The organism is Massilia genomosp. 1, from assembly GCF_011682185.1.
Classification (GTDB): domain Bacteria; phylum Pseudomonadota; class Gammaproteobacteria; order Burkholderiales; family Burkholderiaceae_D; genus Telluria_A; species Telluria_A rubra.
Map to the genome: position 1 here is coordinate 16,223 of NZ_WHJF01000024.1, position 13,932 is coordinate 30,154.

The following is a 13,932-nucleotide window of genomic DNA, read 5'->3' on the forward strand; positions in this document are numbered from 1 at the left end:
ACATGTGAAGATATGTAGATATGATAGCGCATATCTGGAACACCTGGCTGCGCTTGCCGGAAATTACGGCTTTTGCATCCCGGCGGCGATGGCGGCGCGGGTTTTGGGATCGAGTGTCGAGACGACCCTGGCCAGTTTTTCGCCATCGCGCAGGGCGGCGCTTTGCGCGGGCGTGAGTTCCTTGGCCACCATCACCGGGGCCTGGGCGGGGGCCGGCCGCAACAGCAGCGCCTGGCCGGCCAGCACCACGAACGCGCACAGCAGCGCGGCGCCCCCGGCGATGGCGATGAGGCGTTTTTCCTGCGCCGCAGCAGCCTGGACGGGGCCTGGCGCCGCCGTCGCCAGCGCCGCCGGACGCGCGGCGGGCGTGCCGCCGTTGCCCAGGTAGCCGGCGTCCTGCAGCGCCCGCACCTGGTCGGCCAGGTCGGCGCTCGCGTCGTCGAGCAATGCCACGTGGCGCTCGACCGCTTCGGCCAGCACCGCCTCGTTCAAGGCCACCAGCGCGAAAATCGGATCGTCGATATCGATCCGCACGCCGGTCTTTTCAAAGACGAGGGTGCGCAGTTTTTGCTGGTCCATGCCGGCTTACCACTGCACTTTGTCGAGTTGTTCGAACAGGTCGCGGAACACCACCTTGATGCGCTGCTTTTCCATCACGTTGAATTTGTCGCTTTCGCGCACTTCCTGGGCGGTCAGGCGCGCGATATTCATCTTTTTGATATCGGCGCCGAAGGTGTCGGCGTTGCGTTGCGACAGCACCACGCGCCCGCACACACGCGCCGCGTTGTCGGCGTAGGTCTGGGACTCGGTAAACACCTTGCCGGTGGCCGATTGCAAGGGGCCAAAGTGCTCGTTTTCCCACAGCACCAGCGGCACCGTGGTCGACTTGGCGGTCGAGACAAAACCCATGGCCGTATCGTGCAGCGTGTCGCCGCCGCCGACGATGGTGTGGATATACACCTTGCGCCCGGATTCCTTGAGCAGGTCGAAGCAATCGTTTTCCAGCAGGTAGCCCATCAGCGGCGAAAAGGTGTTGGCGCCGTTGTCGATGACGCAGTTGCCTTCTTCTTCCAGCAGGTCGATCATCAGCGCGTCGAAGCGCTTGGGGTCGATGTTGCGCGCATCGGTCATGACCGGCACGTGTTTCACGTCCATCGCCTTGTAGCGCGAAAAGGTGGCGTTTTCCTGGTCGGTGTCGTAGCAGCGCAGGGGCCGCTCCTCGTCCTTGCCCGCCAGCCACTGCGCGAGGATGGTCGAGACCAGGGTCTTGCCGATGCCGCCCTTGCCCTGCAAGATGAAATGAACCGTATTGTGCATCGAATTGCTCCAGAAAATGACTCACCCGTCATTCCCGCCTGCGCGGGAATGACGACGCTTAGGTTAGCGGCGTTTGCATCAGGCAAAGGGTTGAAAATGGCGATGGCGGCGCGGCGCCATCGGCGTCGTGTTCGCGCTATTCGATGATGCGCAGCAAGCCTTGCAGCGCATGCAGCACGGTCTGCTCGCGCACCGCCTGGCGGTCGCCGGCAAACACCAGGCGTTCGGTCTGGACCGTGTCGCCCCTGGCCCAGCCGAAGCAGACCGTGCCGACCGGTTTACCCGGCACCGCGCCGCTCGGGCCGGCGATGCCGGTGGTCGAGACCGCCACATGCGCGTTGCTGTTCGCCAACGCGCCTGTGGCCATGGCGGACGCCACTTCCTCGCTGACCGTGCCCAGCTGCGCGATCAGCGCGGCCGACACATCGAGCAGCTCGGTCTTGGACGCGTTCGAATAGCTCACGAAGCCGCAATCGAACCAGGCGGTCGAGCCGGCCACCTCGGTGACCGCTTGCGCCACCCCGCCGCCGGTGCATGATTCGGCGGTTACCAGCAGCAAACCTTTCGCTTGCAGCGCGCGGCCGACTTTGGCGGAAAGATCGAGAATGTCGTTCGTCACGTGTTGCTCCTTTTGGACGGTCATGGGGGGATCGGATTACAGATCGAAATACAGATCAGGGGAGGGAGCGCGACGGCGCGGCCCTGCGATTCTACTTTACCATGCCGTATGCAACACTGTTCGTCCACCCTGTTGCAATGTTTCACAAGGAATATCCAAGAGAGGTAAAAAAGCGTAGAGTAGATCTGGGGAAATCGTCCTGCCGTGCGCCACGGGCCTGTTGCTCTGATATGCTGGCCGTTACCGCTGAGTTTGCTTTTTGTCTGATCCGGATTGGAGTCCCATGTCCCCGATTCTCTTGCTGGCCGAACTGCCATGGCGGGCCTGAGCCGGTTCGCATTGCGCCGGCGCGCGGGGCGGGCGCTGGCGCTGCCCATCGTGCTGGCCCTGTTGGCCTGGAGCGGCCCTGGCGCGGCCCAGTCGCCGCCCAGCGTCGAAAACCAGGTCAAGGCGGCCTACCTGTTCAAATTCGCCGGCTTTGTCGAGTGGCCCGACGGCAGCTTCGCGCGCGCCGACAGCCCGCTCCAGATCGGCGTCTGCGGCAATGACGGCCTGGCCGACCAGCTCGAGCAAATGGTGGCCGGGCGCACCGTCGCCGGGCACGCCGTGCTGGTGCGCAGGCTGCGCCGCGGCGACCTGGTCGGCGGCATCCACATCCTGTTCATCGGCGCCGGCGAACGCGCCGCCGTGATCGACATGCTGGCCGCCGCGCGCGGCCAGTCGGTGCTGACCGTCTCCGACGCCGAGGACGGCATCGCGCTCGGCTGCATGATCGCCTTCGTCGTGGCCCAGGACCGGCTGCGTTTCGACGTCGCCCTCGGCCAGGTCAACTCCAGCCGCCTGCGCATCAGCGCCCGCATGCTGGCCGCCGCCAACCGTGTGCAGGGGGTCTCATGATCGTGCGCTCGATCCGCGAAAAACTGGTCACGGTGGTCATGCTCACCACCCTGGCGGCGCTGCTGGTGTCGATCGGCACCGTGATCGCCTACGACCTGCGCAACTACCACAAGGCCCTGCTGGGCGACATGGCGACCCAGGCCGAACTGCTCGGCCACATGACCTCGGCCGCGCTGACCTTTGATGACGCCCGCCTGGCCACCGAAAACCTGGCGCTGCTGCGCATCCGCCCGTCGGTGCGGGCCGGCGCCATCTACGACGCCAAGGGCGCCCTGTTCGCCTCCTACCGCGCGCCGGGCGAACAGCAGGCCTTCCCGGTCAGCCCGCAGACCGACGACCTGCGCGTCTCCGGCGACGACCTGCTGCTGTACCGGCGCGTGGTCGAAAACGGCGAACTGCTCGGCACCGTCTACCTGCGCGCCGAATATACCCTGGTCGCGCGCGCGGTCGACTACCTGAGCATCGCCGCCGGCGTGATCGCGCTGGCCATGCTGATCGCCTGGCTGATGACGCGCCGGCTCGGGCGCATCGTCACCGCGCCGATCGTGGCGCTCACCGAAACCGCGCGCGAAGTGGTCAGCACGCGCGACTACTCGCGGCGCGCCCCGCGCATCAGCGACGACGAAGCGGGCGAACTGGTGGACTCCTTCAACGCCATGCTGGGCGAAATCGAACAGCGCACCGGCGCGCTCGAAACGTCGCACCACGCGATTGCGCGCGAAGCCGAGGAACGCGCCCGCGCCCAGCAGGAAATCATGGACCTCAACGAGCGCCTGGAAGTGCGGGTGCATGAACGCACCATGCAGCTCGAACTGACCAACGCCGAACTGGAAGTGGCCATGTCCGCGGCCAAGAACGCCAACCAGGCCAAGTCGGCCTTCCTGTCGTCGATGAGCCACGAACTGCGCACGCCGCTCAACGCCATTCTCGGCTTCGCCCAGATTCTCACGTCCGAATCGCTGCCGTCCACACTGCCGCAAAAGAAGGAGTTCGCCGGCCACATTCTCAAGTCGGGGCGCCACCTGCTTACCCTGATCAACGAAATCCTCGACCTGGCCAAGGTCGAATCGGGCACCGTGACCTTGTCGATGGAACCGGTGGCGCTGGCCGACATGCTGGTCGAGTGCCGCAACATGACCGAACCGCTGGCGCAGCAGCGCAAGATCCGCATGCTGTTCCCGGACGCGCCGCTCGCCGTGGTGCAGGCCGACCGCACGCGCCTCAAGCAGGTGCTGCTCAATTTGCTGTCGAACGCGATCAAGTACAACCGCGAGATGGGCGCGGTGGTGTGCGACTGCAGCGTCGTCACCGCCAACCGGGTGCGCCTGTCGGTGCAGGATACCGGCATGGGCCTGCGCCCCGAGCAGATCGATTCGCTGTTCCAGCCGTTTAACCGCCTGGGCCAGGAAAACGGCAGCGAAGAAGGCACCGGCATCGGCCTGGTCGTCACGCGCCGCCTGGTCGAACTGATGGGCGGCGAAATCGGCGTCTCGAGCAGTGTCGGCGTGGGCACCGTGTTCTGGATCGAACTGGGACTGACCCAGCCGGTGCCGTCGGTGGTGGGCGAGGCGACCGTGATCGCGCTCGAACCCAAGGCAGCGAGCGCGCCGCGCGCCGACCACACCTTGCTGTACGTCGAAGACAACCCGGCCAACCTGAAGCTGGTGCAGGAGATCGTGCGCTACCGGCCCGACCTGCATCTGCTCACCGCGCCGGATGGCCACCTCGGCATCGAAATGGCCAAGGCGCACCTGCCGGACGTGATCTTGATGGACCTGAACCTGCCCTGCGTGAGCGGGGCCGACGCCCTCAAGGAATTGCGCAGCGACCCGCGCACGGCCCACATTCCGGTCATCGCGCTGACCGCCAGCGCCATGCCGCGCGACGTCGAGCGCGGGCTGGCCAGCGGCTTTGCGCGTTACCTCACCAAACCGATCAATATTGACGAATTCAACGAGGCGATCGACACCACCCTCGCATTCGCCGACACGCGGCAGCTTGCGCAGAAAGCGCGAAATCCATGACAGCCCTCGAAGACATCCACCACGCCGCCATCCTGATCGTCGACGACCAGATGGTCAACGTCCAGCTGCTCGAGTACCTGCTCACGACCACCGGCTACACCAACGTCAGCAGCACCACCGACCCGCGCGAGGTGGCGGCGCTGCACATGAAGCACCGCTACGACCTGATCATCCTCGACCTGCACATGCCGGGCATGAACGGCTTCCAGGTGATGGAGGCGCTGGCGCCCATGGAAACCGAAGCTTACCTGCCGGTGCTGGTGGTGACGGCCGAACCGGACAAGAAGCTGGCCGCGCTCGACGCCGGCGCGCGCGACTTTGTCGGTAAACCGTTCGACCCGGTCGAGGTGCTCACGCGCATCCGCAACATGCTCGAGGTGCGCCTGCTGCACCGCGAATCGAAGAACTACGGCGCCGTGCTGGAACAAACGGTGCGCGAGCGCACCGCCGAACTGCAGCGCTTTCGCAGCGCCATGGACGCCACCGACGACGCCATCTTCCTGATCGAGATCGGCGCCATGAAAGTGGTCGATGTCAACGGCGGCGCCTGCCGCATGCTCGGCTACCAGCGCGACGAACTGCTGCGGCTCGACCCCACCGCGTACGGCCTGGCCGCGCGCGGCCAGCTGGCCTGCCAGGCCGACCCCGCGCGCGACGCGCTGCGCTACCCGGACCTGGTGGAAGACCAGCTCACGCGCGCCGACCTGCGCGAAGTAGCGGTCGAAATCTACTGGCAGACCCAGAACGTGGGCGGCACGCGCATGCTGATCGCGGTCGCGCGCGACATCAGCGAACGGCTGGCCGCGCGCCAGCGCCTCAAGCACCTGGCCAGCTACGACAGCCTGACCGGCCTGCCCAACCGCACCCTGTTCTACCAGACCTTGCGCGAAGCGATCGAGCTGGCGCAGGACAAGCACTGGCGCATCGTGGTGCTGTTCATCGCGCTCGACCGCTTCAAGACCATCAACGATTCGCTCGGCTCGGCCCTGGGCGACGAATTGCTGCGCCAGTTCAGCACGCGCCTGGTGCAGTGCGTGCGCATCCGCGACACGGTCGGGCGCCTGGGCGGCGACGAATTCGCGCTGATCCTCACCATGACGCGCAACCAGCAGGACGCCGTCAACGTCGCCAACGAAGTGCGCGACACCCTGCGCGCGCCGTTCGACCTGCACGGCCGCCAGGCGGGTCTTACGGCCAGCATCGGCATCGCCATATATCCGGACGACGCCCTCGATCCCGAAACGCTGATCAAATATGCCGACACGGCCATGGGCCGCGCCAAGGAAGCGGGGCGCGACGGCTACCGCTTCTTCACCGCCGGGATGAATGTGCAGGTGCTGGCCCGGCTCGACCTCGAACTGGCGCTGCGCCACGCGCTCGAGCATGGCGAGTTTCTGCTGTACTACCAGCCCAAGGTCAATTTGCGCACCGGCCGCATCGCCGGCGCCGAAGCGCTGCTGCGCTGGAACCGGCCCGGCTTCGGCCTGGTGTTCCCGGCCGAATTCGTGCCGGTGATGGAAGAAACCGGCTTGATCGTGCGCGTCGGCGCATGGGTGATCGAAGAAGCCTGCCGCCAGATCGCGCAGTGGTCGGCCGGCGAGACCGGCGAGGTGCGGGTGGCGGTCAATGTGTCGAGCCGCCAGTTCGTCGAGGGCGACCTGGAAGGCGACATCCGCGCCGCCGTCGGCAAGCACGGGATCGACCCGTCGCTGCTGGAACTGGAGCTGACCGAAAGCGCGCTGATGTCCAACGCCGAGCATACGATCAAGGTGCTGGGCAACCTCAAGCAGCTGGGCATCACGATTGCCATCGACGACTTCGGGACCGGATATTCGAGCCTGGCGTACCTGAAGCGCTTCCCGATCGACAAACTCAAGATCGACATCGCCTTTGTGCGCGAGGTGACGGTCAACCCGGACGACGCGGCCATCGCGCTGGCCATCATCGGCATGGCGCACTCGCTGCACATGCAGGTCATCGCCGAAGGGGTGGAGACGGCGGCGCAGATGGCTTACCTGCGGCGCCATCGCTGCGACGAAGTGCAGGGCTTTCATTTCAGCCGCCCGTTGCCGGTCAAGGAGTTCGGCGCCATGGTGCTGGCCAACCTGGCGCAGCCGCAGGAGCCGGAGTCGCCCGACAATCACCGCCAGACCTTGTTGATCGTCGATGACGATGTGAATGTGCTCTCGGCGCTGCACCGCTTGTTCAAGCGCGATAACTACCGGATCTTGACGGCGGTGTCGCCGGCCGAAGGATTCGAGCAATTGGCGCTGCACACGGTGCAGGTGATCGTGTGCGACCAGCGCATGCCGGGGATGAGCGGGACCGAGTTCTTGAGCAAGGTCAAGGAACTCTATCCCGACACGATCCGGATTATCTTATCCGGCTACACCGGGCTCGAAGCGGTGCTCGACTCGATCAACCGGGGGGCGATTTACCGCTTCTACACCAAGCCGTGGGACGAGACGCAGTTGCGCGACAACGTGCGGCTGGCGTTTCATCATTACTGGCTGATGAACGGGCCGAAGGACGATCCGCATAATGCGCACTTTGCCGATGTGGGGCAGGTGGCGGCGCAGTAGGGATGCTCAGGCGCTGGCGAAGTGGTCGAATCCGGCCAATGGCAAGTCGAGCGCCTGGCCGCGCGCATCGACCAGGCGCAGGCCCGGCGCCGCATCGATCGTCCCCACGCGCGTGACGGCGGCGCCGCTGGCGAGGCCGGCGGCCAGGATCGCCTCGCGCTGCGCCGGCGCGGCGCTAAAACACAACTCGTAATCGTCACCGCCGGCGGCGCAGAAGCGGCGCCGCAGCGCTTGCGGCTGCGCGGCCAGGGCCGGCCCGGCCGGCAGGGCATCCACATCGAATGTGGCGCCGACCCTGGAAGCGGCCAGGATGTGTCCCAGATCGCCCACCAGCCCATCGGAGATATCGATCGCCGCGTGCGCCAGGCGCGCGCCGGCCAGGGCCAGGCCAAGCGCCACGCGCGGCGAGGGCGTATGCATGCGCGCGCCCGCCAGCAGCTGCGCGGCATCATCGAGTGCCACTTCCTTGCGGTACCCGGCCAGCGCCAGGCGGGCGTCGCCCAGGGTGCCCGAGATCCAGAGATCGTCGCCGGCGACGGCCGCGGCGCGCCGCAAGGCGTGACCGGGCGCCAGTTCGCCGAAGATGGTGATGCAGATCGTGAGCGGGCCTTTGGTGGTGTCGCCGCCGATCAGTTCACAGTCATGCAGGTCGGCCAGCGCAAACAGGCCGGCGGCAAATTCGCCGAGCCACGCCGGTTCGGCCGCCGGCAGCGCCAGCGCCAGCGTAAAGGCGACCGGCCGCGCGCCCATTGCCGCCAGGTCCGACAGATTCACGGCCAGGCATTTGTGGCCCAGCATGCGCGCATCGGCGCCGGCGAAAAAATGGCGGTTCTCGACCAGCATGTCGGACGAAATGGCCATCTGCATGCCTGGGGCGGGCGCCAGCAGCGCGCAATCGTCGCCGATGCCGAGCGCGGCCGTCCCTGGCCGGGAACGTTGAAAGAATTGCTTGATAAGGTCGAATTCTGAGAGCATGCGCAATTGTACTCCGGCATTCTCCGCCCCCGGTGTCCACCCACCCCGGTGTCAGGTCTGACATTCGGACACGAACCCAGCCATTACCCCGGTGTCAGGTCTGACATTCGGACACGAACCCAGCCATTGGTTTTCAGTAAAGTCCAGCTCGTGTCCGTTTGTCAGACCTGACACCGGGGGTAGTAAAGTCCAGCTCGTGTCCGTTTGTCAGACCTGACACCGGGGGTAGTAAAGTCCAGCTCGTGTCCGTTTGTCAGACCTGACACCGGGGGTGGCGCTGACACCGGGGGTGGCGCCGGGGTGGCGCTTACAGCTTGCCCAGGGTGACTTCCAGCAGGCGCCCCTTTTTCTTGAACTCTTCATTGACCGTGACCAGGATGCGTCCCTGGGCGTCTTCGGCGATCGAGCTCACTTCGCTGGTGGCGTCGGCCCCCGTGCGCTTGTACCCCGGCAGCAGGCTCGACAGGTCGGTCCATTTGTCGCCGTTGTCGTTCGACCACGCCAGGTAGGGCAGGCCATGCGCCTTGTCGAAACCGGCGGCGACGATCACGTTCGGCTTGCCCGCCGGCGAGAGCAGCTTGGTGATGTAGGGATAGCCGGTCCCGCCCGACAAGGGCTGCTTGAGCACGAACTTGTAGCTCTTGCCGCTGTCGTCGCTGCGCAACAGGCCGCCTTCGACGCCGATGAACACGCGCTCGCTCTTGCCCAAGCTGGTGATCAGATGCACATTGCGGTTTTCCAGCGCCGGCACGCTGATCGGCACCGGGACCATGGACGCCAGCGCGGAATGGTCGGCGTTCATGCTGTAGGCGCGCACGTAGGCCATGTCGAGCGGGCATTCGCCGCCGGTCAGCAGGCGTCCACCGGCCACCTCGAAGGCCTGGTGGGTGCAGCTCATGCTGTCCATGCTGCCCATGATGGGCTTCCAGCTCAGGCCCTGGTCGTTCGAGACCTGCACGTTCTGGCCGGCGCCGCCGTTGGCGAACCAGCGCTTGCCGACTGCCTTGACGTCATTGACCTCCATGCGTTCGCAATAGCTCGCGTAGCAGATGCGGAAGTCCTTGTCCTTGGGAACGAAGGTCATCTTGGCCTGGTCGAGCTCGCATAAAGTGTGTTCGTCGGCGCTGCCCCAGGCGGGCTGCACCAGCACGGTCTTGCCGTCCACCTGCTTCAGGTCGGCCGCGCGCCGCACTGCGACCTGCGCGCTGGCCGGCAGCTTGCATTCGCCCAGGGCCACGTTTTGCCAGGCCGACTTGGCGCTCACGCCGCGCGCGGTGGCGATCACCGCGGTGCCCTCGGCTTCGGTATTGGTCAGCGCGACATAGGCGTTCTTGTCGTCGATGGTGACGGCCTTCATGCCGCGCTCGTTACTCATCAGGATGTCGACCCGGGCCACCGGGTCGGGCGTCGGCAGCGGAGCCGGCTTGCCGGCGTCGCCACCGCCGCCGCCGCAGGCGGTAAGCAGGGTGGCGGCGATCAGGCCGGCGGGAAGGCATTTCTGGAAGTCGTTCATGGGCTTGGTCTCCGGACAGGTTGGGGCGCGCCGCGCGCGGACGGAGGTTCCGGCCGGCAGTGCCGCGATGTGGCATTCTCGGTCCGCGAGCGTGCCGGGGTCTATTGCGTTTATGTCTAGGATTTGTATCAACTGTCGGCAATCTGTACCGCCTTGTGACGCCGAGCGAACGTTCGCTTTGTTTTTCTTGCCGCAAAAAAGGCATGTTTTACGGCAATTGACCCGAGCTTGGTGAAAATACGTACCTTGTTGAAAGATCACGTCTGATAAAATCGTCAGTCCCCGACAGTACACAGGAAGGCCGTACCAGCATGGATTCGTCACCAGAGAAGAAGGAAGAACTGCGCCAGCAATTGCGCCTCGCCGCGCTCGAGTATCACGAGTGCCCCCGCCCCGGCAAGATCAGCGTCACCCCCACCAAGCAGTTACTCAACCAGCGCGACCTGGCCCTGGCGTATTCGCCGGGCGTGGCCGCGCCGTGCGAAGAGATCGTCAAGGATCCGGGCAACGCCTATAAATACACGGCGCGCGGCAATCTGGTGGCGGTCATCACCAACGGCACCGCCGTGCTGGGCTTGGGCAATATCGGTCCGCTGGCATCCAAACCGGTGATGGAAGGCAAGGGCGTGCTGTTCAAGAAGTTCGCCGGCATCGATGTCTTCGATATCGAGATCAACGAGCAAGACCCGGACAAGCTGGTCGACATCATCGCCTCGCTCGAGCCGACGTTCGGCGGCATCAACCTGGAAGATATCAAGGCGCCCGAGTGCTTCTATATCGAACGCCAGTTGCGCAGCCGCATGAAGATTCCCGTCTTCCACGATGACCAGCACGGTACCGCGATCATCGTCGGCGCCGCCATCCTGAACGGCATCAAGGTCGTCGGCAAGGATATCCGCGAGTGCAAGCTGGTGGTGTCGGGCGCGGGCGCGGCGGCGCTGGCCTGCCTGGAACTGATCGTCGACCTCGGTTTCCCGATCGAGAACATCTATGTGACCGACCTGGCCGGCGTGGTCTACAAGGGCCGCGTCGAACTGATGGACCCGGACAAGGAGCGTTTCGCCCAAGAGACCCCCTTGCGCACCCTGGCCGACGTCATGCCGGGCGCCGATATTTTCCTGGGCCTGTCCGCCGGCGGCGTGCTCAAGCAAGACATGGTCAAGGCCATGGCGGCCAATCCGCTGATCCTGGCGCTGGCCAACCCGAGCCCGGAAATCCTGCCGGAAGACGTGAAGGCCGTGCGCGGCGACGCCATCATCGCCACCGGGCGTTCGGACTATCCGAACCAGGTGAACAATGTGCTGTGCTTCCCGTACATTTTCCGCGGCGCCCTCGATTGCGGCGCCACCACCATCACGCGCGAGATGGAAATTGCGGTCGTGCATGCGATTGCCGACCTGGCCCACGCCGAGCAGTCGGACGTGGTGGCCACCACCTACGGCATCAGCAACCTGTCGTTCGGCCCGGAATACCTGATCCCGATGCCCTTCGATCCGCGCCTGTTGATCCACATCGCCCCGGCCGTGGCCAAGGCCGCGTTCGAGTCGGGCGTGGCGACGCGCCCGATCGCCAACCTGGAAGCCTACGCCGACAGCCTGCAGCAGTTCGTGTACCGCAGCGGCACGTTCATGAAGCCGCTGTTCGCGGTGGCCAAGGCGGCCCCGCCGGAACTCAAGCGCATCGTCTACGCCGAGGGCGAAGAAGAACGCGTGCTGCGCGCGGTGCAAGTGGTGGTCGACGAGAAACTGGCGCGTCCGATCCTGGTCGGCCGTCCGAGCGTGCTGGAGCAACGTATCGTCAAGTTCGGCCTGCGCTTGAAGCAGGGCGAGCATTTCGACGTGATCAACCCGGACCACGAAGACCGCTACCGCGATTACTGGCAGACGTATTACGCGATGACCATGCGGAAAGGCGTGACCCAGGAATACGCCAAGCTGGAAATGCGCCGCCGCCACAGCCTGATCGGCGCGATGATGATCCACAAGGGCGACGCCGACGGCATGATCTGCGGCACCTTCGGCACCACCAATTTGCACCTGCACTATATCGACCAGGTATTGGGCAAGCGCGACGGCGCCAATGTGTATGCGGCGATGAACTTCCTGATCCTGCCGGAACGCCAGATGGCCATCGTCGACACCCACGTCAACGAGAATCCGAGCGCCGAGCAACTGGCCGAGATCACCATCATGGCGGCCGACGAGATGAGCCGCTTCGGCCTGATTCCGCGCGCGGCCTTGTTGTCGCACTCGAACTTCGGTTCGGCCAACAGCGCCTCGGCGCAAAAGATGCGCGCGGCGCTGGCGCTGGTGCAGCAAAAGGCGCCGCAGCTGGAAGTCGATGGCGAGATGCACGGCGACGTCGCGCTCGACGCCAAGCTGCGCAAGCAGATGATGCCGCACTCGACCTTGCAGGGCGAAGCGAACCTGTTGGTAATGCCCAATATCGACAGCGCCAACATCGCCTACAACCTGCTCAAGACGGCGGCCGGCAGCGGCATCGCGATCGGCCCGGTGCTGCTCGGCTGCGCCAAGCCGGTGCATATCCTGACCCCCTCGGCCACCGTGCGCCGCATCGTCAACATGACCGCGCTGTGCGTGGTCGATGCGGTGTCGGAGCGCTGATCGCCCTGTAAAGAGCGCGACAGAGCGCCTTGTTGCACCGGAACGGCCGCCATCATTGCTGATCGCGGCCGTTTTTTTGTAGTAAGCATGGCGTGGAGTGCGGTGTATTACTACATTTCATGACAGTTCAAGACAGGCGTAACAATCCGTAAGGTGCTGCCCTTGTGCGTAGAAAACAGGCATAATATCCACGCAAGTTCTTGTTTATATTGCACGACTTTCTCTTGCGTAAAGAATAGTCAGGGCGGTTCTGTTACAATGCTGCGTTGTTAACTGCGAGTTGGACGTGCAGATTACCGCTATCGAACTACACACGAATATCACGAATATGCAAAAAACAACAAAAAAAGCCCTGATTACCGGAATCACCGGGCAAGACGGCGCCTACCTTGCGCAGTTGTTGCTAGAAAAGGGCTACCAGGTCACCGGGACCTATCGTCGCACGAGTTCGGTGAACTTCTGGCGTATCGAAGAGCTCGGCATCCAGGCGCATCCGCAGCTGCGCCTGGTCGAATATGACCTGACCGACTTGTCCTCCAGTATTCGCCTGATGCAGACCGCCGAGCCGGACGAGGTGTACAACCTCGCGGCCCAGAGTTTCGTCGGTGTGTCGTTCGAACAGCCAGTCGCTACCGCAACCATTACCGCCCTGGGCGCAGTTAACCTGCTCGAAGCGATCCGCATCGTCAACCCGAAAGCGCGCTTCTACCAGGCATCGACCTCCGAAATGTTCGGCAAGGTCCAGGCCATCCCGCAAGTCGAAGATACCCCGTTTTACCCGCGCAGCCCGTACGGTGTGGCCAAGCTGTACGCCCACTGGATGACGGTCAATTACCGCGAGTCGTATGGCATTTTCGGTTCCAGCGGGATCCTGTTCAATCACGAATCGCCACTGCGCGGCCGTGAATTCGTTACCCGCAAGATTACCGATTCGGTCGCCAAGATCGTCCTCAACAAGCTCGACGTGCTGGAACTGGGCAACCTCGACGCCAAGCGCGACTGGGGTTATGCCAAGGAATACGTGGAAGGCATGTGGCGCATCCTGCAGGCCGAACAGCCTGACACCTTCATCCTGGCCACCAACCGTACCGAAACCGTGCGCGACTTCGTCACCATGGCGTTCAAGGGCGCCGGCATCGATGTCGAGTACACGGGCAAGGGCGAAGCCGAGACCGGCCATTGCGCCCGCACCGGCAAGCTGCTGGTGCGCATCAGCCCCAAGTTCTATCGTCCGGCCGAAGTGGAATTGCTGATCGGCGATCCGGGCAAGGCCTTGCGCGAGCTCGGCTGGGCGCCGACAACCACCCTGGAGCAGTTGTGCCAGATGATGGTCGAGGCCGACATGCGCCGCAACGAACAGGGTTTTTCGTTCTGATATGAC

10 protein-coding genes are annotated in these 13,932 nt (G+C 64.6%); 5 read left to right on the top strand and 5 right to left on the bottom strand.

The window, feature by feature from the left end; all coding sequences use genetic code 11:
* Window positions 1–63 precede the first annotated feature (63 nt).
* The 3 genes from F1735_RS11435 to F1735_RS11445 form a co-directional block, all read right to left on the bottom strand.
* On the bottom strand, window positions 64–579 hold the full coding sequence (locus tag F1735_RS11435) for a hypothetical protein (RefSeq protein ID WP_167237040.1): 516 nt from the start codon (window positions 577–579) through the stop codon (window positions 64–66).
* A gap of 6 nt (window positions 580–585) precedes the next feature.
* Window positions 586–1,317, bottom strand: coding sequence for a hypothetical protein (locus tag F1735_RS11440; RefSeq protein ID WP_167230067.1), 732 nt, complete (start codon window positions 1,315–1,317; stop codon window positions 586–588).
* Window positions 1,318–1,453: 136 nt separating this feature from the next.
* Window positions 1,454–1,936 carry a CinA family protein gene (locus tag F1735_RS11445; RefSeq protein WP_445081574.1) on the bottom strand — a complete coding sequence of 161 codons (483 nt, stop codon included), beginning with the start codon at window positions 1,934–1,936 and terminating at the stop codon, window positions 1,454–1,456.
* 315 nt (window positions 1,937–2,251) lie between these two features.
* On the opposite strand from F1735_RS11445, the gene F1735_RS11450 reads away from it, so the two are divergent.
* The 3 genes from F1735_RS11450 to F1735_RS11460 are packed head-to-tail and all read left to right on the top strand — an operon-like array spanning window position 2,252 to window position 7,439.
* The gene (locus F1735_RS11450) at window positions 2,252–2,833 is read left to right on the top strand and encodes a YfiR family protein (RefSeq protein WP_167237042.1); all 582 of its coding nucleotides are present in this window, start codon (window positions 2,252–2,254) and stop codon (window positions 2,831–2,833) included.
* Window positions 2,830–4,857: a hybrid sensor histidine kinase/response regulator gene (locus tag F1735_RS11455; RefSeq protein WP_167237043.1), complete on the top strand. Its 2,028-nt coding sequence runs from the start codon at window positions 2,830–2,832 to the stop codon at window positions 4,855–4,857. Before F1735_RS11450 ends, F1735_RS11455 begins: the two co-directional genes overlap by 4 nt.
* Window positions 4,854–7,439, top strand: coding sequence for an EAL domain-containing protein (locus F1735_RS11460; protein WP_167237044.1), 2,586 nt, complete (start codon window positions 4,854–4,856; stop codon window positions 7,437–7,439). Before F1735_RS11455 ends, F1735_RS11460 begins: the two co-directional genes overlap by 4 nt.
* Window positions 7,440–7,445: 6 nt before the next feature.
* Here the strand turns inward: F1735_RS11460 and thiL are convergent, their stop codons facing one another.
* Window positions 7,446–8,414 carry a thiamine-phosphate kinase gene (thiL, locus tag F1735_RS11465; protein WP_167237045.1) on the bottom strand — a complete coding sequence of 323 codons (969 nt, stop codon included), beginning with the start codon at window positions 8,412–8,414 and terminating at the stop codon, window positions 7,446–7,448.
* Between the two features lie 307 nt (window positions 8,415–8,721).
* Entirely contained in the window at window positions 8,722–9,927 is a 1,206-nt protein-coding gene (locus tag F1735_RS11470) for a hypothetical protein (protein ID WP_167237046.1), read from the bottom strand.
* A gap of 311 nt (window positions 9,928–10,238) precedes the next feature.
* On the opposite strand from F1735_RS11470, the gene F1735_RS11475 reads away from it, so the two are divergent.
* A complete protein-coding gene (locus F1735_RS11475) occupies window positions 10,239–12,551 on the top strand; it encodes an NADP-dependent malic enzyme (RefSeq protein WP_167237047.1) in 2,313 nt (770 codons plus the stop codon).
* A 328-nt stretch (window positions 12,552–12,879) separates the two neighbouring features.
* Window positions 12,880–13,926, top strand: a complete 1,047-nt coding sequence (gene gmd / locus F1735_RS11480; protein WP_167237048.1) for a GDP-mannose 4,6-dehydratase — start codon at window positions 12,880–12,882, stop codon at window positions 13,924–13,926.
* Window positions 13,927–13,932 lie beyond the last annotated feature (6 nt).

Coding starts and splice junctions, on each gene's coding strand:
- F1735_RS11435 (WP_167237040.1), bottom strand. CDS start 579: ATGGACCAGCAAAAACTGCGCACCCTCGTCTTTGAAAAGACCGGCGTG.
- F1735_RS11440 (WP_167230067.1), bottom strand. CDS start 1,317: ATGCACAATACGGTTCATTTCATCTTGCAGGGCAAGGGCGGCATCGGC.
- F1735_RS11450 (WP_167237042.1), top strand. CDS start 2,252: ATGGCGGGCCTGAGCCGGTTCGCATTGCGCCGGCGCGCGGGGCGGGCG.
- F1735_RS11455 (WP_167237043.1), top strand. CDS start 2,830: ATGATCGTGCGCTCGATCCGCGAAAAACTGGTCACGGTGGTCATGCTC.
- F1735_RS11460 (WP_167237044.1), top strand. CDS start 4,854: ATGACAGCCCTCGAAGACATCCACCACGCCGCCATCCTGATCGTCGAC.
- thiL (WP_167237045.1), bottom strand. CDS start 8,414: ATGCTCTCAGAATTCGACCTTATCAAGCAATTCTTTCAACGTTCCCGG.
- F1735_RS11470 (WP_167237046.1), bottom strand. CDS start 9,927: ATGAACGACTTCCAGAAATGCCTTCCCGCCGGCCTGATCGCCGCCACC.
- F1735_RS11475 (WP_167237047.1), top strand. CDS start 10,239: ATGGATTCGTCACCAGAGAAGAAGGAAGAACTGCGCCAGCAATTGCGC.
- gmd (WP_167237048.1), top strand. CDS start 12,880: ATGCAAAAAACAACAAAAAAAGCCCTGATTACCGGAATCACCGGGCAA.